The sequence below is a fragment of the Actinomycetospora sp. genome, assembly GCF_036497585.1.
Classification (GTDB): domain Bacteria; phylum Actinomycetota; class Actinomycetes; order Mycobacteriales; family Pseudonocardiaceae; genus Actinomycetospora.
Genome location: NZ_DASXJD010000155.1, coordinates 1 through 22,102 on the forward strand (window position 1 = coordinate 1; position 22,102 = coordinate 22,102).

A 22,102-nucleotide genomic window follows, 5' to 3' on the forward strand; every position below is an offset into this window, starting at 1 on the left:
CGACGCCACGATGCGGCGGCAGGCCGAGATGACCGCGGCCGGGCTCGTCGTCGTCCCGGCCACTCCGAGGGAGCTCCGGGAGGACCCCGTCGGGGTGAAGCGGAAGATGTGGGCCGCGCTCGAGCAGGCGCGGTTGCGCCCAGTCAGCGGGTGCGCCCACCGTTCCGGCGAGGGGCGCCCACAGCCGATCTATTCGACCGAACGTGCCCTTCGCTCAGAACAGCCGAGAGAGCTCACTCCTCGCCGCGGATGAATGCCTCCACGCGGTCGTAGGCCACCGAGTCGCGGTACTGCTCCGGCGGGGACTTCATGAAGTACGACGACGCCCCGAGCAGCGGGCCGCCGATGCCCCGGTCCTTCGCGATCTTCGCGGCCCGCACCGCGTCAATGATGATCCCGGCCGAGTTCGGGGAGTCCCAGACCTCGAGCTTGTACTCCAGCGACAGGGGCACGTCACCGAACGCCCGACCCTCGAGCCGCACGTAGGCCCACTTGCGGTCGTCGAGCCACGGCACGTGGTCCGACGGGCCGATGTGGACGTTGCCCTTGCCCATGTCGCGGTCGACCTGCGAGGTGACCGACTGGGTCTTGGACGTCTTCTTCGACTCCAGCCGCTCCCGCTCGAGCATGTTGCGGAAGTCCATGTTGCCGCCGACGTTGAGCTGCATCGTGCGGTCGAGCTGCACGCCGCGGTCCTCGAAGAGCTTCGCCAGCACCCGGTGGGTGATCGTGGCGCCGACCTGGGACTTGATGTCGTCGCCGACGATCGGCACCCCGGCCTCGGTGAACTTCGCCGCCCACTCCGGGTCGGAGGCGATGAAGACCGGGAGCGCGTTGACGAACGCGACGTCGGCGTCGAGCGCGCACTGCGCGTAGAACTTGTCGGCCTCCTCGCTGCCCACCGGCAGGTAGGAGACGAGGACGTCGGCGCGGGCCTCGCGCAGCGCGGCGACGACGTCGACCGGCTCCTCGTCGGCCTCGGTGATCGTCTCGCGGTAGTAGCGGCCGAGCCCGTCGAGGGTGTGGCCCCGCTGGACGGTCACGCCGGTGGGCGCGACGTCGGCGATCTTGATGGTGTTGTTCTCGCTGGCGGTGATCGCCTCGGCGAGGTCCTGCCCGACCTTCTTGGCGTCGACGTCGAACGCGGCCACGAACTGCAGGTCGCGGACGTGGTATCCGCCGAAGTCGACGTGCATGAGCCCGGGCACACGGGTGGCCGGGTCGGCGTCGGCGTAGTACGTGACGCCCTGGACCAGCGAGGCGGCGCAGTTGCCCACGCCGACGACGGCCACACGGACCTGACCCATGGATGCTCTCCTTCGCTTTCGGTGCCCCGGTGGGTGATCTCGGTGGTCGGGGCGTGTCTGACGTACTGGTGGCGGGTCCCGGCGGCCGGGTTCGGGCTCCGGGCGGGACGACGGCGTCCCGGCCCGCGGGCGCGGGCCGTGTTCAGTCCGGCGGCTCCATCGGCGGCTCGGGGCTGCGGGGGGCGGGGACCTCGCCGCCGCCCGCCTGGCCCAGCGACCGCTCGTGGTCGATGAGCTCGTTGAGCCAGCGGACCTCGCGCTCGGTGGTGTCGAGCCCGATGCGGTGGAGCTCGCGGGTGTAGCGGTCGATCTGTTCCCCGGCCCGGGTCATCGTCGTGCGCAGACCGTCACGCCGCTCCTCGACGCGCCGCCGTCGTCCCTCGAGGATGCGCATGCGCACCTCCGCGGGGGTCCGGGAGAAGAAGGCCAGGTGCACGCCGAAGCTCTCGTCGTCACAGGCCTGCGGGCCGGCCTCGCCGAGCAGCTCGTCGAGCCGGTCCTTCCCCTCCGCGGTGATCTCGTACACGCGCCTGCCCCGGCGCCCCCAGCTCCCGCGCACCGTCGCCTCGGGGTCGCGCTCGGCGATGAGGTCGGCACGCTGCAGACGGCGCAGCGTCGGGTACACCGATCCCCACGAGAACGCCCGCAGCGATCCCAGGCGGGCGTGGAGCTGCTTGCGGAGCTCGTAGCCGTGCATCGGTGCCTCGTGCAGCAGGCCGAGGACGGCGAGCTCGAGCACTCCGTCCACCTCCCACGACCGTCCTGGCCGCCGGCGGTTTCGACGACCTCTCGTCTCACCATATCGCGCCGATACATCGAGGCCCTGCCCGCGACGATCTCGTCACACGACGGCAGCGCGCCGCCGTGCGCGGCTGGCTACGCTGAGGCGCGTGCGAGCACCCCGTCAGGTCGTCGACTACGCGTTGCGCCGCCGTGCGCACCTCGCGGACGTCGCCGCCGGGCGCACCTCGACCGAGGACGCGTGCGACGCCGGGGTCTACCTGCTCCAGGCCGCGACCTACCACGGTGTCCCCAGCAGGACGCCGTGCCCGATGTGCCGTCGCGACGAGGTCGTCAACGTGTCCTGGGTCTACGGGGAGCGCCTCGGACCGGTGTCCGGTTCCGCCCGATCGGACGCCGAGATCGCTCGACTGGACGACGCGGCCGGGGAGTTCACGGTGCACGTGGTGGAGGTCTGCCGTACGTGCCGGTGGAACCACCTCGTACAGTCCTACGTCTTGGGAGCGGACGACGCCTCGGGCGGAGGCCGCCGTCGGCGTCGGACGGCCTCGCCCTGACGCCCCGGCGGGCGTGACGACGGGGCCGGTTCCGCCGACCATGCCGTCCCCGGGAGGCGCCACGTGACCGACGACCGTCGATCGGACCGTCGTCCCGTCAGCGGCTCCGCCGCCCCCCCGCGTCCCGGGCCGAACCAGCCGCCCGGCCCGCCCCGCAACCTCCCGCCGGGCTGGAGCCCGGTCCCGCCCTCGGAGCGCAACGGGCACCCCGGGCAGCAGGCCCCGGAGGGGCAGCAGCCGCGGGACGGCAACCCTCGGCCCGGCTCGCACGGGGCCGACCCCCGCAACGGTCAGGCCCCGGCGCGTCCGGCCGCGTCGCGGGCGCCAGGCCGACGCGCCGAGGTGCCCGCCGACGACGGTCCGACGGCTCCCGGTCGGGCGCCCGCCGCGCGCAGCGCGCCCGGCCCGGCCACCCGCGTCGGCGGTCCCGCGACCCGGCTCGACGACCGCCCCGACACCTGGGGCGCCGAGCGTCCCGAGCCGCGGCTCCTCACCCACGACGGCGGCCGCCCGCTGGCCGCCACCGCCACCGCGGCGCCGACCCGCGCCGTCGCGGGCACCCGCGTCGGCGGCCGCCCGGCCACCGGGCCCACGGCGGCCACCGACGTCGTGCAGGGCACCGCCGCCCCGGGCCGCACCCGCCCCCCGGACGACCCGCCGCAGGGCCCCGGACGACGAGGCGGCGGCGACGGGTCCGACGCCGGCGAGCCGCCGAGCCGCCGTCAGGCCAAGCTCGCGGCCCTCACGCCCCAGCAGCGGCGCTGGCGGCGGGGCCGGCGCATCGCCTACGTCGTGCTCGGCGTCGCGATCCTCGGCCCCATCCTCGCGTTCGCGATCGGCTGGATCGCGTTCCGGATCCCCTCGGCGGACGACGCGACCAACAACCAGGTCGCGACGATCGACTACCAGGACGGCTCGACGATGGCGAGCCTCGCGCAGGCCCAGGGCAACCGGATCAAGGTCCCGCTCACGCAGGTGCCGGTGTGGGTGCAGCACGCCGTGGCCTCGGCCGAGGACCGCAGCTTCTACACCAACTACGGATTCGACCCGATCGGCATCGCCCGCGCCGCCTTCAACCAGGCCCAGGGCGGGTCCGGCGGCGGATCGACGATCACCCAGCAGTACGTCAAGAACGTGCTGGTGGGCGACGAGCACTCCTACTGGCGCAAGTACCGCGAGGTCGTCATCGCGGCGAAGATCAACCAGGAGGAGTCGAAGGACCAGATCCTCGAGAACTACCTGAACACGATCTACTTCGGGCGCGGCGCGTACGGCATCCAGGCGGCGTCGCAGGCCTACTACGGCCGGGACGTCAACACCCTCACCCCGGCCGAGGGCGCCGTCCTCGCGGGGCTGATCCAGGCGCCGTCCAAGTGGGACCCGGCGGTCGACCAGGCCGGCTCCGAGCAACGCTGGAACTACGTTCTCGACGGCATGGTCGACCAGAAGTGGCTCGCGCCCGGCGACCGTGCCGCCGCGGTGTTCCCGGCGGTGCTCCCGCCCTCGGCGCGCAAGACCGGCATCCCCGACAACGACCGGGGCCACATCGTCTCGGCGATCAAGGACGAGCTCGCGTCGTACGGCATCACCGAGCAGCAGGTGAACCAGGAGGGGCTCAAGGTCGAGACCACGATCGACCCCAAGACCCAGCAGCAGGCCGCGGACGCGGCGGCGAAGACCCTCCAGGGGCAGCCCGCGAACCTGCGGACCGCGCTCGTCTCGGAGGACCCGCGGACCGGGGCGGTCCTGGCGTACTACGGCGGCAGCGACGGGTCGGGCTTCGACTACGCCCAGACCCAGCGCCAGCCGGGGTCGTCGTTCAAGCCGTTCGTGCTGCTGGCCGGGCTCCAGCGCAACCCGCCCGTCGGGCTCGGCACCACCTTCGACGGGTCCACCCCGCAGACGATCGCGGGGACCAGGGTGGAGAACTCCGACGGCGAGAGCTGCCCGAACTGTGACCTGAAGACGGCCATGACGCTCTCGATCAACACCGTCTTCTACCAGCTCGGCGTCCAGGTCGGCCCGCAGAGCGTCGCCGACGCCGCCCACCAGGCCGGGATCGGCGCCCCGCTGGACAAGCCCACCGGCGGCATCGCGATCGGCGACAAGGAGGTCAAGCCGGGCGACATGGCCTCGGCCTACGCGACCTTCGCCGCCGACGGCGTCTACCACCGCCCGCACATGGTCACCCGGGTCACGACGGCCGACGGCCGGGTGCTCTACGACGGCGGCGTCACCGCGCCCGAGCAGCGGATGAGCCAGCAGCTGGCCCGCAACGTCACCGAGTCGATGCTCGACGTCGCCTCGCACTCGCAGATCCCGCTCGCGGCCGGCCGGCCGGTGGCCTCCAAGACGGGCACCGTGCAGTCGTCGGTCAAGGGCCAGAACAACGACGCCTGGACGGTGGGGTACACCCCGCAGATCTCGACGGCGGTGTGGGTCGGGACCGACGACAACTCGCCGATCAAGACCAAGGGCGGCGCGCCGATCTACGGCCGCGGGGTGCCCGGCCAGATCTGGCAGCGGTACATGAACCAGGCGCTGCGCAACGACCCGGTGCAGCAGTTCTCCGACTTCGAGGCCATCGGGACACCGCCGGCCCCGCCCGCGCCCGCGACCCCGACGCCGGACCCCAACCACCCGAACGGGCAGAACGGGCAGGTCTGCGTCAACGGGGTCTGCGTCGGTAACCCGAACAACGGGCAGAACGGCCAGAACGGGAACAACGGCCAGAACGGGAACAACGGGCAGAACGGCAACAACAACAACAACGGGAACAACAACGGGAACAACGGTGACAACAACGGGAACAACGGCAACAATGGGAACGGGAACAACGGGAACAACGGGAACAACAACAACAACGACGTCTTCCCCGGTTTCTGAGCTGCCCGAGCACCGTTGACCTCGCAGGCCCCGCCCGAGCGCAGCCGCGCGTACGACCCGTCGTCGCTCGACCCGGCCTCCCGGGTGCTCCCCGCGCACGAGGACGCCTTCGTACGCGCCGTCAGCGCCGCCGCCGGCGGCCCGCTGGGCTCGCACGCCGTCGTCGGGCGCACCGGCTTCTTCACCCCGCTGCGGGTGGTGCTGCTGCTGGCGACGATCGTGCTGGCGCTGGGCTGGTTCGCGAAGGCGCCGTGCCTGCAGCAGTACGTCGACGACAACGGGCAGACCCAGCTGGACTGGCGCGACGGCCGGCAGTACGTCGCGATGTGCTACTCGGACACGGTGCCGCTGTACACGGCCGAGCGGCTCGACGGCGGCGGCATCCCCTACGTGACCAGCTGGGTCGACCAGCACGACGACGGCACCACCCAGGTCCGCTACATGGAGTACCCGGTGCTCACCGGGTTCTTCCAGTGGGTCAATGCGCGCCTCGCGGCGGGCTGGCTGGCCGCCGGGGTGCTGCCGGGCGCGCTCCCCGTCGTCGTCTACTTCGACCTCTCGGCGTTCTGGCTCGCGCTCGCCTGGCTGGGCGCGATGTGGGCGCTCGTGCGCCTGCGACCGGGACGCCCGTGGGACGCCGCGATCGCGGCGACCTCGCCTCTGGTGGCCGTGCACGCGTTCACCAACTTCGACACGCTCGCCGTCGCCGGCGCGACCCTCGGGATGCTCGCGTGGTCCCGACGACGACCGGGCCTGGCCGGCGTGCTCATGGGCCTCGGCGCGGCGGCCAAGCTCTACCCGCTGTTCCTGCTCTTCCCGCTGCTGCTGCTCTGCCTGCGCGCCGGGCGGATGCGCAGCTGGTGGGCGGTCACCGTGGTCGGCCTCGTGACGTGGGCCGTGGTCAACCTCCCGGTGGCCGTCCTCGCCCCGCGGGGGTGGTGGGAGTTCTTCCGGCTCAACTCGACCCGCGCCGCGGACCCCGACTCGATCTACAACGTGGTCTCGGGGTTCACCGGCTGGCCGGGCCTCGACGGTCAGCTCGCGTCGGGTCAGACCCCCAGCGTGCTCAACGCCGTCACCGCAGTGGCCTTCGTCGCGTGCTGCGTCGGGGTCGCCGAGCTGGTGCGCCGCGCCCCGGTGCGCCCGCGGCTGGCCTCGATCGCGTACCTGGTCATCGCGGCGTTCCTGCTGACCAACAAGGTCTGGAGCCCGCAGTACTCGCTGTGGCTGGTGCCGCTCGCCGTGCTCGCCTACCCGCGGTGGCGGCCGCTGCTGGCCTGGATGGCGCTCGACGCCTTCGTGTGGGTCCCGCGGATGTACTACTACCTCGGGACGGCGAACAAGGGCCTGCCCGCGCCGTGGTTCTACGGGGCGGTCCTGGTGCGCGACCTCGCGGTGATCGGCGTCGGGGTGCTCATCGTGCGCACGGTGCTGCGCCCGGAGCTCGACCCGGTGCGCCTGCGTCCGGGACGTCCGGGTCCGCCCGTCGCGGGCGCGGATCCCGACGGCGGGGTCCTCGACGGGGCGCCCGACGCCGCGTGGTTCACCGCGTGGCGACGACGTGGCGGCGACGACCCGCCGCTCGCCGCCGCGGGCACGACCACACGATCCGGGCGGGCCTGAGTCCCGCGCGGCGCACCGTCGGCCCACGCCGCGTGGCCCTACCGTGACGGACCGGTGACTCGCGCGTCACCTCCGGAGCAGTGCCTCGTTGACCGGTCGTCGGAGCCCGTCCGACGTCGCCGAGGAGCCCGGAAGGCGCGCTGCGCCCGGGGTCCGTGGCCGCGTGCCGGAGCGGGACCCGTACACGTCGTTCCACGTAAGGGGTCCTTCATGGGTGCGCGGTTCTCGCGTCTGGTGTCCGTCGCCGCGGCCGGGGGTGTCCTCACCGGGTCGTTGCTGTTGGGGGGCGGGATGGCGCTCGCCGCGCCCACCGCGCCCGCCGCGGGTGGTCAGGTCGTCCCCGCCGCGTGCGGGACGACGGTCGCCGCGAGGCCGGGTGACACCGTGCAGGTGACCCCGCTGCTGGGGCTCCCGTTCGACGTGCCGATCGGCAGCGCGGCCGGTCCGCTGCAGTCGATCAGCCAGTCGATCGCCGGCTCGCTCTGCCAGGTGCAGGTCCAGCTGGTCCAGCCGATGACGACGGCCGTCGCGGCGGCCGCCCCGGCGGCCCAGCCGCTCACGGCCGCCGTCGAGCAGGGCTCCAGCACCGCCCTCAGCGGCCCGGCGCCCAGCGCCGCGGCCCCCGCCGCCCCGGCCCCCGCTGCCGCCCCCCCGGCCGCGATCGCGCCGATGGCGCCCGCTCCGATGGCGACCGCGCCGCTCGCGCCGACCCCGATCGCGGCCTCCGCGCCCGCGTTCGCGCCGTCGTTCAACTCGCTGCCCTCGTCGTTCCTCGGCGCCGCCACCCCGAGCGCGGGCTCCGGGCTCGCCGCGGGCGCGCCGTCCTACGACGCGAGCCAGCTCCTCGGTTCCGCCTTCCCGGGCCTCAAGGCCGGTGCCCCCGCCTACCTCGGCTACGACCCGGCCAGCGCGGTGACCACCGCCAGCCAGGTCCAGGCCCTGCCGGTCGACGGCATGTCGAAGGGCATGGGCGTGCCGGTCATGCTCGCCGTCCTCGCCCTCGCCGGGGTGGCGGCGTTCGTGGTCCGGGCGCTGGTGCTGCGCCGCGCCGCCGCCGCGGCCGCCCCGCAGGCCGAGCCGGTCGAGGACACCGCCGACGGGTACGACGGGTACGACGGGTACGACGGGTACGACGACTCCACCCAGCTCGTCGACGACGGGTTCTCCGCCGAGGCGCTCACCGAGCTCCACGGGCCGGCGCCCGAGTCCCCGGCGGTCGGCTTCCCGCGGCCCGACCGCGCCGGCCTCGACGAGACCGAGCTGATGGGAACCGCGCGGCGCTGAGCCGCGTCCGACCCTCGAGGGGGTCGGGACCCGAGAGTCCGACCCGGGCGGGTCGGGGCCGGCCAACGTGCCGGTCCCGGCCCGCCCGTCGTCGTCGACGGGGCACCACGTACCCTGGAACGACCGAGAACCCTCCTGCCACGGATCGTCCGTGGCCGCCAGCCCATGGGAGGTGAGTGGTACTCGTGCGCCACTACGAAATGGTCGTCATCCTCGAGCCGAGCCTCGACGAGCGGACCGTGCAGCCCTCGCTGGAGACGTTCCTCAACGTCATCCGCAAGGACGGCGGCACCGTCGAGAACGTCGACGTCTGGGGTCGTCGTCGTCTCGCCTACGAGATCGAGAAGCACGCCGAGGGCATCTACGCGGTCCTCGACGTGAACTGCGAGCCGGCCACCATCAAGGAGATGGACCGCCAGCTCGCGCTGAACGAGTCGGTGCTCCGCACCAAGGTCATGCGTCGTGACCCTGCCGCCGCGACGCGCCGGGGCAAGGCCGGCGCTGCCTGATGGCGGGCGACACCGTCATCACCGTGGTCGGCAACCTGACCGCCGACCCGGAGCTGCGGTTCACGCCCTCGGGCGCCGCCGTCGCGAACTTCACCGTCGCGTCGACCCCTCGCACCTTCGACCGCCAGAGCGGCGAGTGGAAGGACGGCGAGGCCCTCTTCCTGCGCTGCAACATCTGGCGCCAGGCGGCGGAGAACGTCGCCGAGAGCCTCACCCGGGGCTCGCGCGTCATCGTGCAGGGACGTCTCAAGCAGCGCTCCTTCGAGACCCGCGAGGGTGAGAAGCGCACCGTCATCGAGCTCGAGGTCGACGAGATCGGCCCCTCGCTCCGCTATGCCACGGCGTCGGTCACCAAGGCCAGCCGCGGCGGTGGTGGCGGCGGCTACGGCGGTGCGGGGAACGGCGGCGCCGGTGGCTACTCCGGCGGTGGCGGCTCCGGCAACGACGACCCGTGGGCCTCGGCGCCCGTCGCGGGCTCGTCCGGGGCCGGCGGCAGCGCCGGGTACGACGACGAGCCCCCCTTCTGAATCCCTCGTTCACCCCAGTTCAGTTCGGCTAGGAGAAAGACACCATGGCGAAGCCGCCGGTGCGCAAGCCCAAGAAGAAGGTCTGCGCGTTCTGCAAGGACAAGAACCAGATCATCGACTACAAGGACACCAACCTCCTCCGCAAGTACATCTCGGACCGCGGCAAGATCCGCGCTCGCCGGGTCTCGGGCAACTGCTCGCAGCACCAGCGGGACGTCGCCGTCGCCGTGAAGAACTCGCGTGAGATGGCCCTGCTGCCCTACACGTCGACCGCACGGTAGGAAGGGGACCCACGCGATGAAGCTCATCCTCACCGCCGACGTCGCCAACCTCGGCGGCCCGGGCGACCTCGTCGACGTCAAGGACGGCTACGGCCGCAACTTCCTCCTGCCCCGCGGCCTGGCGATCGTGGCCACCCGCGGCGCGATGAAGCAGGTCGAGACGATCCGCCGCACCCAGGAGGGCAAGCGGATCCGGGACCTCGACCACGCGCGGGAGGTCGCCGGCGAGCTGCAGGGCGTCGGCACCGTCACCGTCACGGCGAAGTCCGCGGGCCAGGGCGGCAGGCTCTTCGGCTCGGTGACGCCGGCCGACATCGTCGGCGCCGTGCGCTCGTCGGGCGGACCGAACCTCGACAAGCGTCTGGTCGACACCAAGGGGCACATCAAGACCACCGGTGCCCACCAGGTGACCGTCCGGCTCCACCCGGACGTCGCCGTCGAGATCCCGCTGGACGTCCAGGGCGCCTGAGCCCCGCCGTCCCGCCACCCGGGCCCCGGACCGCCGCGCGCGGTCCGGGGCCCGACGTGTGTCCTGGGGCGTGCGGCGGCGTCGGAGAACGTTCGGTGGCGGCCCCCCGGGGCGACGGACGGTCGTCCCGCCGTCACCGGGCCGCCCGGCGCGGGCCGTCCCCCGGTCGTCTCCGCGACGCCCCGCGACCACGGCGACACGCCGAGCGTCCGCGTGTGACGACATGCCGATCCACTTGCTGTCCACAGGATGCACAGTCCGCTGACCTGGGAGGACCCCGATCCCAACGGGGTTGCCAACAGGTTGTCCCCAGGTGTGCCCACCCGTGGGCCCTGTGCTCCCCCATCCGTCCCCAGGCCATCAACACCGACATCAACACCACCGCCTGGCCGCGCCGGACCGGCGGCACCTAGCGTGCGTCCGGCACCTCGCCCGGCCGCGGTCCGCGTGGTCGGCGACGGTGTCGGTGCCCCGCGGTAGAAGGGGCGCGCCGGACGTGACGGGGCGCAGGACACCGGTGTCACCGGTCCGGCAGCGAGCAGGGAGGAGCGGGTCCGTGGCGGTGCTCGACGAGCGGGGGGCGGGCGGCCGGGACGGGGGGTACGACCGGGGGTCCCGATCGGCCGGATCGGAGGGCGCGCGCCCGGAGTTCGACCGGCAGCCGCCGCAGGACATCACCGCCGAGCAGTCGGTGCTCGGCGCGATCCTGCTGAGCAAGGACGCCATCGCCGACGTCGTCGAGATGCTCAAGCCGGACGACTTCTACCGTCCCGCGCACCAGACCGTCTACGAGTGCGTGCTCGACCTCTACGGCCGTGGCGAGCCGGCCGACCCGGTGACGGTCTCGGCGGAGCTGGAGCGGCGCGGGGAGCTGCTGCGCATCGGCGGGGCGCCCTACCTGCACACCCTGATCGCCGCGGTCCCCACGGCGGCCAACGCGGCCTACTACGCCGAGATCGTGGCCGACCGCGCCATCCTGCGGCGGCTGGTCGAGGCCGGCACCCGGATCGTGCAGCTGGGCTACCACGGCGGCGAGGGCGCGGACACCGACGACATCGTCGACCGGGCCCAGGCTGCGGTGTACGAGGTCACCGACCGGCGGGTCACCGAGGACTACGTGGCCCTCGAGGACGTCCTGCAGCCGACGATGGACGAGATCGACGCCATCGCCTCGCGCGGCGGCGTCTCGTTCGGCGTGCCGACCGGGTTCACCGATCTCGACGAGGTGACGAACGGCCTGCACGCCGGCCAGATGGTGATCGTCGCGGCGAGGCCGGGCATCGGGAAATCGACCCTGGGACTGGATTTTGCTCGCTCGGCGAGTATAAAACACGGCCTGACCAGCTGTGTGTTCTCGCTGGAGATGAGCCGCACCGAGATCGTCATGCGCATGCTCTCCGCGGAAGCGAAGATCCGGCTGGCCGACATGCGTGCCGGGACGATGACCGACGAGGACTGGACCCGGCTCGCCCGTCGGATGAGCGAGATCTCCGAGGCGCCGATGTTCATCGACGACTCACCCAACATGACGATCATGGAGATCCGCGCGAAGGCCCGGCGCCTCAAGCAGCGGCACGACCTCAAGCTGATCATCCTGGACTACATGCAGCTCATGACCTCGGGCAAGAAGGTCGAGAGCCGCCAGCAGGAGGTCTCGGAGTTCTCGCGTCAGCTCAAGCTGCTGGCCAAGGAGCTCGAGGTCCCGCTGGTCGCGATCAGCCAGCTCAACCGTGGTCCCGAGCAGCGCACCGACAAGAAGCCGATGCTCTCCGACCTCCGCGAGTCCGGGTCGCTCGAGCAGGACGCCGACATGGTCATGCTCATCAGCCGCCCGGACGCCTTCGAACGCGACGACCCGCGGGCCGGCGAGGCCGACCTGATCCTCGCCAAGCACCGCAACGGGCCGACCGCGACCATCACTGTGGCCCACCAGCTGCACTACAGCCGCTTCGCCGACATCGCCCGCGGCTGAGCCCGTCCCGGATGGGGACCGACGCTGGGCCGAGAGGAGGAGTGGGCCCGCCCCTATCGCCGCCGATCACCTACTGACCGCGGCACCACGGCGGGCCCACACTCGAGCGGACGGAACCGGCTCGAGACACGGGGGAGCCATGCTGAAGTTCGTCCTCTTCTTCTCCTACAGCCCGGACACGTGGGCGAAGATGATCGAGAACCCGGTCGACCGCACCGCGGCGGTGAGTGCGTCGCTCGACCGTGTGGGCGGGAAGCTGGACGCGCTGTACTACATGCTGGGCGAGAAGGACGGCATGGTGCTGTTCTCCGCACCCGACGCGGCGACCGCGGCGGCGTTGGCCCTCGCGGTCAACAGCACCGGTGCCTTCGACTCGGTCCAGACCAGTCAGCTCATCGAGGCCGCGGATCTCCCGGCCGTCCTGGCCACGGCGGGTGCGGCCCGGGGCACCTACCGCCGGCCGGGCGACTGAGCCGCGGCCCCGTCGGCGTCCTCCGGGCCGACCTGCAGGTGGACGGGATGGTCGGGGAGCGCGAAGAGCAGGTCGGCCACCGGACGAGGCCGCACGTCGATCCGAGCGAGCTCCTCCGGGCCGAACCAGCGGAACACCGACCCCGGCCCCTCCGCGCCGACGAACTCGGTGTCGTCGGGGAGGCCGTCCGTCGTGGCCTCGCCGTAGAGCCCCAGCTCGTGGACGCCCCCCTCGCCGGGTCTCGCGAAGAAGTTCTCCGCGACGATCCGGATCCGCACCTCGGCCACCGTGAGGTCGAGCTCCTCGCGCAGCTCCCGGCGCAGCGCCGCGGCAGCCGGCTCCCCGAGCTTCGCGCGTCCACCCGGGAGGAACCAGTGGTCCTCCCCGTCGGTGCGGGTCAGCAGCAGACGTCGGTCGCGGACGAGGATCGCGCCGACCCGCAGGGAGAACAGATCGCCGGTCGGTCCGGTCCAGCTGACGTCGGGCGCCTCGCTCACGTCCGGCCGGGCGCGCGACCGACGGCGGCGTAGGCGCCGATGGGCTCGACGTCGGGTTGGGGGACGGGCCAGTTCACGGGGTCGACGAGGCCGGGTGCGACGAGGCCGGGTGCGACGAGCTCGAAGCCGTCGAGGAGCTCCCGGATCTGGGCGCGGTCCCGCAGGACCACCGGCGTCGCGGCGCCCCGGTAGCCTCGCTGGATCTCCCGGACGCTCTCGGCGAGCACCGGGTCGTCCTGGTCCGCGCTGCCGTGGTTGAGGGCCAGGACGCTGCCCGGGGCGAGCGCCGTGCGGTAGCGACCGAAGATCGTCGGGAGGTCGTCGTCGATGAAGTGCAGGACCGCGACGGCCAGGACCGCGACCGGACGGTCGAAGTCGAGCAGCCCGGCCACGGCGGGGTCGTGGAGGATCTGCTCGGGCTGGCGCAGGTCGCCCTGGGCGACGGAGACCCCGTCGAGTCCCGCGGTGATCTCCCGGGCGTGGTGCACCGCGACGGGCTCGAAGTCGACGTACGCCACCCGGGCCGCCGGCCGCAGCGCGAGCGCGATCTCGTGGACGTTGCCGACGGTCGGGACGCCCGAGCCGAGGTCGAGGAACTGGTCCACGCCCTGGCCGAGGCACCAGCGCACCACGCGCCGGAGGAAGTCGCGGTTCTCCCGGCACACCCGGGGCATGTCGGGGTTCCCGGCGACGATCTTCGCGGCCTGGGCGCGGTCGCTGGCGAAGTTGTGGGCGCCGCCGAGGAAGTGGTCGTAGATCCGCGCGGCGTTGGCGCGGTCGAAGTCGATGCCGACGTCCGAGATGATCATCATGCTGGCGAGGTTCGTCCCGACCCGGGGCGCCTGATCGTCGTCCGACCGCTCCGCCATGGTCTCGCCCGCCCCTCGCCGTCGGTCCCCGATATCGCCCTGCGCGTCCGCGCGGGCACGCCGGGTGAGGGGTTCAGTCCAGCACGAGCGGCAGCCCGAGCGCACGGAAACTCTCCGGCCCGACGAAGGACGTCAGCTCGGCGATCGCGCCGTCGCGCAGCGTGAGCACCGTCACCGACCAGGCCCGGTGCACGCCCGACGGTCCCCCGGGACGCCGGCTCGCCGGACCGTCGAGGTAGAGCGCGACCGCGGGCTGGCCGTTGGCGCTCGTCGGGTGCGCCCGCCACGACCCGCAGTCCCCGAGCGGCACGGCCCGCGCGAACGCCATGACGTCGTCGCGTCCCCGGTACCACTGCGGCAACGGCGGCATCGACCACGTGACGTCCTCGCTGAGCAGCGAGAGCAGCGCCGCGGGGTCGCGGCGCTCGAGTGCCCGGGCGTAGCCCTCGACGACCGCGCGCAGTCCGGCGTCGTCGAGCTGCGCGAGGGTGCGCTGCTGGCTGACCGGGGGGACACGCTCGGCGACGAGGCGCCGCGCCCGCTGCAGCGCCGAGTTCACCGACGCCGTCGTCGTCGCCATGACCTCGGCGATCTCGGACGCCGGGTAGCCGAGAACCTCGAAGAGCAGCAGGGCCGCGCGCTGGTTGCCCGGCAGGTGCTGCAGGGCCGCGACGAACGCGAGCTCGACCGACTCGCGCTCCTCGACGGCGAGCGCGGTGTCCGGGTAGGGCGTCACCCAGGCAACGTCGGTGACCGGGGCGGCGTCGACGACCGGTTCCGTCGCGGCCGGCCCGAGATCCATCGGCAGCGCGCGCCGGCCACGGGCCTCGACGACATCCAGAGAGGTGCGGGTGGCGACGGTGTACAGCCACGACCGGAGGCTGCTGCGCCCCTCGAACCGCGCGATCCCCCGCCAGGCGCGCAGGAGCGCGTCCTGCAGCGCGTCGTCGGCGTCGTGGGTCGAGCCGAGCATCCGGTAGCAGTGGGCGTGGAGCTCCCGGCGCAACGGTGCGACGAGGCGCTCGAACGCCGCGTCGTCCCCGGAGCGGGCGGCGTCGAGGTCCTCGTCGGTGACCGTCGCGCCCTCCACGCCGCCGAGTCTGCCCCATCACGGGTGTCCCGCGTTCCGGCGAAGGGCGCCCCTGGCCGATCTATTCGACCGAAGGGCACCTTCGCTCGAAACCGGGAGCCGGCCGGCGTTCCGACGAAGGGCGCCCCTGGCCGATCTATTCGACCGAAGGGCACCTTCGCTCGAAACCGGAGCCGGAACCGGAACCGGACCCGGCGCGGCGCAGGCCCGCGACCACGACGGCCGTCGCCCCGAGCAGCGCGACGAGGAAGCCCACCGTCGCCGACCAGCCCGCCACGCCGAACACCACCCCGCCTAGGGTGCCGCCGACCGACGAGCCCACGTAGTAGCTGAACAGGTACATCCCCGAGGCCACCGCGCGCCCGTGGGTGGCCCGTCGCCCCACCGCGGCCGAGGCCACCGCGTGCCCGGCGAAGAACCCGACCGTGAGCAGCGCGAGCCCGCCGATCACGAGCGCGAGCACCGGGGCCAGCATCGCGAGCGCCCCGACCGCGGCCACCCCGACCGCGACGAGCACCGTCCGTCGCGTGCCCCACCGCGCCGAGAGCCGCCCGGCCGCCGTCGAGGTCACCGTGCCGACCGCGTAGAGGACGAAGACGAACCCGACGACGAGGTCGGGCAGCGTGAACGGCGGGCCGAGCAGCCGGAAGGCGACGTAGTTGTAGGCGCAGACGAAGGTCCCCATGAGCAGCAGGCCGACCGCGAAGAGCCGCCGCAGCACGGGATCGCGCAGGTGCGCGGCCGCCTCGCCGGCCAGCTCGCGCGCCGCAACGGGAGACGGGGCGAAGCGCCGGGAGTGCGGCAGGACCAGCCAGAACAGCAGCAGGCAGACCCCGGAGACCACCGCGATCCCCCCGAGCGCGGCCCGCCAGGACCCCGCGAGGTCGTTGATCGCGCTCACCACGATCCGGCCGCCGAACCCGCCGACCGAGTTCCCCGCGATGTAGAGGCCCATCGCGCCGTCGAGGTGGCCGGCGTCGATCTCGTCGGCGAGGTAGGCCATGCCGACGGCCGGCAGACCCGCGAGCGCCACGCCCTCGAGCGCGCGCAGCACCAGCAGGAGCCCGAAGGACGGCGCGACCGCGGCGGCGAGCCCGAAGCCCACCGCGCCGAGCAGCGACCACAGCATCACCGGCCGCCGGCCCCACCGCTCGGAGAGCGCGGAGGCGGGGATGACGGCGAGCGCGAGGCCCCCGGTGGTCACCGAGACCGAGAGCGATGCCGTGCCCGGGGAGACCCCGAAGACGTCGACGAGCCGTGGCAGCAGCGGCTGGGTGGCGTAGAGCAGCGCGAAGGTGGTGAAGCCCGCGAAGAACAGCCCCACCGAGACGCGCCGGAACCCCGGTTCGCCGCGACGCAGCCCCGGCGCGGCGGTGGCGGGGGTCACGGACATCGTTGTCGAGGCTAAAGGCCGGTCAGTCGCCGCGCCGGGTCTCCTCCGTCACCCACCGCAGGTAGGGCCCGTGTCCCCCGGTCACCGGCACGGCGATCACCTCGGGGACGTCGTAGGAGTGCTCGGCGGCGATCCAGGCGGTCAGCTCCTCGACGCGGCCGGCCGCGGTCTTCGCGACGAGCTGCCACTCGGTCTCCACCGACACCGAGCCCTCCCACCGGAAGGCGCTACGGACCGGGCCCACGATCTGCACGCAGGCCGCCAGCCCGGCCTCGACGAGGCCGCGGGCGAGGCGCTCGGCCTCGTCGTCGGAGTCGGTGGTGGTGACGACGACGGCCGTGGCGTCCCCTGGCGTGCTCACGGCGCCCGTCCTACCTCACCGTGCTCCTGCTCGCGCGCGCCGAACACCTTCCCCCTGGCCTCGGGACCCACGAGGAGCACCACCGCGGTGAGCACCAGCACCGGGACGATCACGGCCGCGAGCGCGAAGGACCCGCTGAACGACGCCGCGAGCGCGGCCTGGAGCGGGAGGTTGAACGACGCGATCGCGTTGCCGAGCTGGTAGGTCACTCCCGGGTAGAAGCCGCGGATCTCGTCCGGCGAGAGCTCCGCGAGGTGCGCCGGGACGACACCCCACCCGCCCTGCACGAGCACCTGGAGCAGGAACGCCCCCAGGGTCACCAGCCCCAGCGTCGGGGAGTACGCGAACAGGAAGACGACGGGGATGCCCAGGACCGCGCACAGCGCGGCGGTCCGGCGCCGGCCGAACCGCTCGGAGAGCGCCCCGAAGTAGGCCCCTCCGATGATCGCGCCGATGTTGTAGATGACGGCGACGAGCGTGACCGCGCCGGTCGACGCGTGGAGGTCCTCCTTGAGGAAGGTCGGCACGTAGTCCTGGGTGCCGTGGCTCATGAAGTTGAACAGCGTCATGAGCACGATGAGGTAGAGGAAGCGGCGGAACACCTTCCCCTGCAGGAAGACCTTGCCCGGGCCGACCCGGGTGACCGCGACCTTCTCCTGGGTCCGCTCCCACGCCTCGGACTCCCCGACCCGGGTGCGGATGAGGAACGCGATGAGCGCGGGGACCGCGCCGAGCACGAACAGCCAGCGCCAGCCCAGGTACGGGGTGATCGCGAAGTTGGCCAGCGTTGCGAGCAGGTAGCCCACCGGATAGCCCTGCTGCAGCAGACCGGACCAGAAGCCGCGCTTCTCCGCCGGGATCTTCTCGAGGGCCAGCGACGCGCCGAGGCCCCACTCGCCGCCCATGCCCAGGCCGAACAGGAAGCGCAGCACGATGAGGACGGTGAACGTGGGCGCGAGGCCGGAGAGCACCTCCATCGCGGAGTAGAAGAGGACGTCGACCATCAACGGGATCCGACGGCCCTTCTTGTCCGCCCAGATCCCGAACAGCAGCGCCCCGATCGGCCGCGCGATGAGGGTGACCGTGGTGAGGAACGCGACGGTCGTCGTCGACTCCCCGAACTCCTTCGCGATGTTCGTGAGCACGAACACGACGAGGAAGAAGTCGAAGGCGTCCATGGCCCAGCCGAGCCAGGCGGCGAGGAACGCGTTGCGCTGCTCCCGGGTGAGTCCGCGTGCCTGGTCGAACAGCCCCGTCCCCACCATGGCGGGGAATTTAGGCCGCGCAAGCACCACCGGCACGTCGGTCGTCCGGTTCCTCCCGATGACCCGGTTCCGCCGCGGCTGACACCGGGGCACCGTCGTCCCCGGCCTACGCTCGTGAGCGTGAGCAACGATCTGGACCGGCAGGACACGTCCACCCTGCGGCGCCGGATCCTCGTGCTCCTGATCTGCTGCACGAGCCTGCTCGTCGTCTCGATGGACAACACGATCGTCAACGTCGCGCTGCCGGTGATCAGGACCGACCTCGGGGCCTCGATCACGAGCCTGCAGTGGACCGTCGACGCCTACACCCTCGTGCTCGCCTGCTTCCTCATGCTCGCGGGCGCGACCGGGGACCGGGTCGGGCGGCGGCGCACCTTCCAGGTCGGGCTGGCGCTCTTCGGTCTGGGCTCGCTGCTGTGCAGCCTGGCGCCCTCGATCGGCTGGCTCATCGCCGCCCGCGCCGTCCAGGGCCTCGGCGGGACGATGCTCAACCCGGTCGCGATGTCGATCGTCACCAACGTGTTCACCGACCCGCGCGAGCGGGCGCGGGCGATCGGCATCTGGGGCTCGGTGGTCGGCATCTCGCTGGGCCTCGGGCCGGTGCTCGGCGGAGTCCTCACCGAGGCGGTGGGCTGGCGGGCGATCTTCTGGGTCAACGTGCCCGTGGTCCTCGTCGCCATCGCGGCGACCGCCCGGTACGTGCCGGAGTCCCGCGCCCCGCGCGCTCGCCGGCCCGACCCCGTCGGCCAGGTGCTCGTCGTCGTCCTCCTCGCCTCCGTGGTGACCGCGGTGATCGAGGGGCCGCGGGCGGGGTGGGGCTCGCCGCTCATCCTCGGTCTCGGCGGTCTGGCCCTGGTCGCGCTGGTCGCGCTGCTGGTGTGGGAGCGCCGGCGGCGGGAGCCGCTGATCGAGCTGCGGTTCTTCGAAAGCGTGCCGTTCTCCTCGGCGACCGTGGTGGCGGTGTGCGCCTTCGCGGCGTTCGGGTCGTTCCTCTTCCTCTCGACGCTCTACCTCCAGGACGTCCGCGGGCTCTCCGCGCTGCACGCCGGGCTCGCGCTCCTGCCCGCGGCGGTGACCGCGACGATCTGCGCGCCGCTGTCGGGCCGGCTGGTGGCGTCGCGGGGGCCGCGGACCCCGCTCGTCGTCGCCGGGATCGCGACGACGGCGGTGGCGGTCGTCATCGCGCTGTCCTCCGCCGCGACGCCGCTGTGGGTGCTGCTCGTGGCCTACGGCGTCTACGGGATCGGGTTCGGGCTGGTCAACCCGCCGATCACCAACACCGCGGTCAGCGGGATGCCGCGCGCCCAGGCCGGAGTGGCCGCCGCGGTCGCCTCGACGAGCCGGCAGATCGGCCAGTCGTTGGGTGTCGCGGTGAGCGGCACCGTCGTCGCCGGGGCCGTGAGCGTCGCCGTCGGGCTCTCCGCGGCGTGGTGGGTCGTCGCAGGGGCGACCCTGCTCATCGCGGTGATCGGCGTCCTGGCCACCACCGCGCGGGCCCGGGCCACCGCGGGCCGGGTGGCCGACCTGTTCGTCGAGGACGCGGCGCCGGCACGGCTCTGACCTCCGGCTGTGTGACACCGATCGGTGTCGTATCCGCTGGTGGGACAGGGTGAACGATCTCACGGCGCCGGACGTGGGACCTCGGCCACTGGCATGGGCGTGCCGCGGGACGCGGTGGGAGTGTGGAGGCTTCGTGCACGGGAGAGGAGTTGCCACGTGACGACGACGGAGTCTGCGGCGGCCGCGGCGGGAACCTTCGAGCTCGGGGGTGAGCTGCCGATACGGCGCCTCGGCTACGGCGCCATGCGGCTGACCGGCGAGGGCATCTGGGGTCCGCCGAAGGACACCGACAACGCGCTGGCCGTGCTGCGGCGCGCGGTCGACCTCGGCGTCGACTTCGTGGACACGGCGGACTCCTACGGTCCCTACGTCAGCGAGGAGCTGATCCGCGAGGCCCTCTACCCCTACCGCGGGGTCACGGTCGCCACGAAGGCCGGCCTGCTGCGCACCGGGCCGAACCGCTGGATCCCCTGCGGGCGGCCCGACTACCTGCGCCAGGAGTGCGAGATGAGCCTGCGCCGTCTCGGCGTGGAGACCATCGACCTCTTCCAGCTCCACCGCGTCGACCCGCACGTCGCCGCCGACGAGCAGTTCGGCCTGCTCGCCGACCTGCAGCGCGAGGGCAAGGTGCGCCACGTCGGCCTCTCGCAGGTCTCGGTCGAGCAGATCGAGGCCGCGGGTCAGATCGTCGACGTCGCGTCGGTGCAGAACCGCTACAACCTCGCGGACCGCTCCTCGGACGCCGAGCTGCGCCACTGCACCGAGCACGGGATCGCCTTCATCCCGTGGGCCCCGGCCGACGCGGGCAACCTCGCGAAGGAGGGCAACGCCGCGCACGACGCGGCGGTCTCCCTCGGCGCCACCCCGGCGCAGGTGGCCCTCGCGTGGCTGCTCCAGCGCAGCTCGGTGATGGTCCCGATCCCGGGCACGGCTTCGCTCGAGCACCTCGAGGAGAACTGCGCCGCGGCCGCCCTGGAACTGCCCCGTGACGTGGTGGGTCGGTTGGATTAGGTGCGCTTCGCGCATGTGAGCACTTTCGGTCGCTATAGCCACCTGTGATGTCTCAGCACATCCAAGACGGATCTGTCTCAGCACATCGGAGACAGGTTGGTGGTCCGCTGGTAGCGGACGCTGCGGTCGAGGGTAAGGCTGGCGGCGACGGTGTCGTCGATGAGCACGGTGACGCGGTCGCCCTGCCAGAACATCTCGGCGCTGGCGCCGGCGTGGCGTCGGCCTAGGCCGATGGAGGTGCCGCTGACCCGGATGACTCCGGTGGTGGAGACGGTGCGGGTGACCTGCCCGGCGATGCGTGGTGCGGGGCCGGCGGGGCGGGCGCGTTCGGTGGCGTGGAAGCGCTGCTGGGGGGTGTCGCCGCCCAGGGCTTGGTGGCGGCGGTGGTTGTAGCCGCGCCGGTAGGCATCGAGCAGGGCCTGCAGTTCGGCCAGGGAGCCTGGGGCGGGTCGGGCGCCGAGCCAGCGCTGCAGGGTCCGGTGGGCGCGTTCGTTCTTCCCGCAGGTCTGGGGGTGTCCGATCGAGGACACGATGGTGGTGATCCCGAGCTGGGCCAGGCCTCGTTCCATCTCGACCATGGGCCAGCGGCGGCGCTTGCCGGAGAAGGCGGCGGCGTTGTCGGAGAGCACGCAGGCCGGGTGGCCGTAGGCGGCGAAGCCCGCGCTCAGCGCCTGCCAGACGTCTTCGCTGTTCTCGCTGCTCGCCGCGCGGCAGGCCACATCGAGGCGGGAGTGGTCATCGATGATCTGCACGACCGTGACCTCGGTGTTGTCGGCGAGCTCGAGGTCGGTGCCGTCGATCTGCCAGACCGCGTTCGGGGCCGGGTGCACGAACCGCCGCCCGGGCTTCGGGCGCTTGCGCGGCTCGGGGGTGACCTGGCCGCGCCCGACCAGGATGCGGTGGATCGTGGCCCGTGAGGGCACCTCGGCCAGGTCGAGCACCGGGGCGCCGGTGGGGTGCACCCCGGCGCGGGCGATGTCGAGCAGCCGCCAGCGGATCGTGAGCGCACCGTTGTCCCAGCCCTGATCGGCGAGCTCCTTGCGGGCCCGCACCACCGCCTCGCCGACATGCTCAGCGGTGCTGCTCGGGCGGGAGCGCGGGGCGCGGGAGCGCGGCGCCAGCCCGGCGCTGCCCTCGGCCTTGAACCGGGCGAGCTTGACGTAGAACCCCGCCCGGGACACCCCGGTCTCCCGGCACACCCGACTTATGTTGATCTTCTTGCCGTTGGCGGCCAGCGCGACCGCCGCGACGAGTGCTGGATCCATCTCGAACCCTGTCCTGCCCACACCCGAGCAGGCTGGTCACCACCACGCGACCAGCCCACCCGCCGGGCCGCTCAGTGTCCGCGATGTGCCGAGACAGCAACTGTCTACGACGTCCTGAGCACAGACACGTTGTCATAGCGACGGAAAGTGCTCACGAGGGCTT

General features: G+C 72.9%; 21 protein-coding genes. 12 read left to right on the forward strand and 9 right to left on the reverse strand.

All coding sequences use genetic code 11. The annotated features are described in order from the left end of the window. Window positions 1–233 precede the first annotated feature (233 nt). On the reverse strand, window positions 234–1,307 hold the full coding sequence (locus VGH76_RS15155; RefSeq protein WP_331557522.1) for an inositol-3-phosphate synthase: 1,074 nt from the start codon (window positions 1,305–1,307) through the stop codon (window positions 234–236). Between the two features lie 142 nt (window positions 1,308–1,449). Further along, window positions 1,450–2,046: a PadR family transcriptional regulator gene (locus VGH76_RS15160; protein WP_331557542.1), complete on the reverse strand. Its 597-nt coding sequence runs from the start codon at window positions 2,044–2,046 to the stop codon at window positions 1,450–1,452. Between the two features lie 151 nt (window positions 2,047–2,197). Here VGH76_RS15160 and VGH76_RS15165 point away from each other — a divergent pair, with 151 nt between their 5' ends. The 10 genes from VGH76_RS15165 (at window position 2,198) to VGH76_RS15210 (ending at window position 12,628) form a co-directional block, all read left to right on the forward strand. After that, window positions 2,198–2,605, forward strand: a complete 408-nt coding sequence (locus VGH76_RS15165) for a DUF5318 family protein (RefSeq protein ID WP_331557523.1) — start codon at window positions 2,198–2,200, stop codon at window positions 2,603–2,605. A gap of 63 nt (window positions 2,606–2,668) precedes the next feature. After that, window positions 2,669–5,491, forward strand: coding sequence for a transglycosylase domain-containing protein (locus VGH76_RS15170; protein WP_331557524.1), 2,823 nt, complete (start codon window positions 2,669–2,671; stop codon window positions 5,489–5,491). A gap of 15 nt (window positions 5,492–5,506) precedes the next feature. Beyond that, entirely contained in the window at window positions 5,507–7,114 is a 1,608-nt protein-coding gene (locus VGH76_RS15175; RefSeq protein ID WP_331557525.1) for a glycosyltransferase family 87 protein, read from the forward strand. A gap of 210 nt (window positions 7,115–7,324) precedes the next feature. Beyond that, the gene (locus VGH76_RS15180; RefSeq protein WP_331557526.1) at window positions 7,325–8,398 is read left to right on the forward strand and encodes a hypothetical protein; all 1,074 of its coding nucleotides are present in this window, start codon (window positions 7,325–7,327) and stop codon (window positions 8,396–8,398) included. A gap of 176 nt (window positions 8,399–8,574) precedes the next feature. Then, window positions 8,575–8,907: a 30S ribosomal protein S6 gene (gene rpsF, locus VGH76_RS15185; protein ID WP_331557527.1), complete on the forward strand. Its 333-nt coding sequence runs from the start codon at window positions 8,575–8,577 to the stop codon at window positions 8,905–8,907. After that, entirely contained in the window at window positions 8,907–9,434 is a 528-nt protein-coding gene (locus VGH76_RS15190; RefSeq protein WP_331557528.1) for a single-stranded DNA-binding protein, read from the forward strand. Before rpsF ends, VGH76_RS15190 begins: the two co-directional genes overlap by 1 nt. Before the next feature lie 44 nt (window positions 9,435–9,478). Continuing rightward, window positions 9,479–9,715, forward strand: coding sequence for a 30S ribosomal protein S18 (gene rpsR, locus VGH76_RS15195; RefSeq protein ID WP_230730744.1), 237 nt, complete (start codon window positions 9,479–9,481; stop codon window positions 9,713–9,715). A 16-nt stretch (window positions 9,716–9,731) separates the two neighbouring features. Continuing rightward, on the forward strand, window positions 9,732–10,184 hold the full coding sequence (rplI, locus tag VGH76_RS15200) for a 50S ribosomal protein L9 (RefSeq protein WP_331557529.1): 453 nt from the start codon (window positions 9,732–9,734) through the stop codon (window positions 10,182–10,184). A 556-nt stretch (window positions 10,185–10,740) separates the two neighbouring features. Continuing rightward, entirely contained in the window at window positions 10,741–12,156 is a 1,416-nt protein-coding gene (gene dnaB, locus VGH76_RS15205) for a replicative DNA helicase (RefSeq protein WP_331557530.1), read from the forward strand. Window positions 12,157–12,295: 139 nt separating this feature from the next. Continuing rightward, entirely contained in the window at window positions 12,296–12,628 is a 333-nt protein-coding gene (locus VGH76_RS15210; RefSeq protein ID WP_331557531.1) for a GYD domain-containing protein, read from the forward strand. Here the strand turns inward: VGH76_RS15210 and VGH76_RS15215 are convergent. The 6 genes from VGH76_RS15215 to VGH76_RS15240 form a co-directional block, all read right to left on the reverse strand. Next, complete coding sequence (locus VGH76_RS15215) at window positions 12,607–13,125, reverse strand: NUDIX hydrolase (RefSeq protein WP_331557532.1); 519 nt, start codon at window positions 13,123–13,125, stop codon at window positions 12,607–12,609. The two genes, VGH76_RS15210 and VGH76_RS15215, sit on opposite strands and share 22 nt — an antisense overlap. Then, window positions 13,122–13,994: an SAM-dependent methyltransferase gene (locus tag VGH76_RS15220; protein ID WP_331557533.1), complete on the reverse strand. Its 873-nt coding sequence runs from the start codon at window positions 13,992–13,994 to the stop codon at window positions 13,122–13,124. The genes VGH76_RS15215 and VGH76_RS15220 overlap by 4 nt, the downstream gene beginning before the upstream one ends. Window positions 13,995–14,067: 73 nt before the next feature. Then, on the reverse strand, window positions 14,068–15,084 hold the full coding sequence (locus VGH76_RS15225) for a sigma-70 family RNA polymerase sigma factor (protein WP_331557534.1): 1,017 nt from the start codon (window positions 15,082–15,084) through the stop codon (window positions 14,068–14,070). Between the two features lie 136 nt (window positions 15,085–15,220). Beyond that, complete coding sequence (locus VGH76_RS15230) at window positions 15,221–16,477, reverse strand: MFS transporter (RefSeq protein ID WP_331557535.1); 1,257 nt, start codon at window positions 16,475–16,477, stop codon at window positions 15,221–15,223. A 22-nt stretch (window positions 16,478–16,499) separates the two neighbouring features. Next, window positions 16,500–16,838, reverse strand: coding sequence for a divalent-cation tolerance protein CutA (gene cutA / locus VGH76_RS15235; RefSeq protein WP_331557536.1), 339 nt, complete (start codon window positions 16,836–16,838; stop codon window positions 16,500–16,502). Further along, complete coding sequence (locus VGH76_RS15240) at window positions 16,835–18,103, reverse strand: MFS transporter (protein ID WP_331557537.1); 1,269 nt, start codon at window positions 18,101–18,103, stop codon at window positions 16,835–16,837. The genes cutA and VGH76_RS15240 overlap by 4 nt, the downstream gene beginning before the upstream one ends. 120 nt (window positions 18,104–18,223) lie before the next feature. On the opposite strand from VGH76_RS15240, the gene VGH76_RS15245 reads away from it, so the two are divergent. Both VGH76_RS15245 and VGH76_RS15250 read left to right on the forward strand, forming a co-directional pair. Then, window positions 18,224–19,663, forward strand: coding sequence for an MFS transporter (locus tag VGH76_RS15245; protein WP_331557538.1), 1,440 nt, complete (start codon window positions 18,224–18,226; stop codon window positions 19,661–19,663). Between the two features lie 156 nt (window positions 19,664–19,819). Beyond that, complete coding sequence (locus VGH76_RS15250; protein WP_331557540.1) at window positions 19,820–20,674, forward strand: aldo/keto reductase; 855 nt, start codon at window positions 19,820–19,822, stop codon at window positions 20,672–20,674. Window positions 20,675–20,751: 77 nt separating this feature from the next. Here the strand turns inward: VGH76_RS15250 and VGH76_RS15255 are convergent, their stop codons facing one another. Continuing rightward, the gene (locus VGH76_RS15255) at window positions 20,752–21,939 is read right to left on the reverse strand and encodes an IS481 family transposase (protein WP_331557541.1); all 1,188 of its coding nucleotides are present in this window, start codon (window positions 21,937–21,939) and stop codon (window positions 20,752–20,754) included. Between the last annotated feature and the right edge of the window lie 163 nt (window positions 21,940–22,102).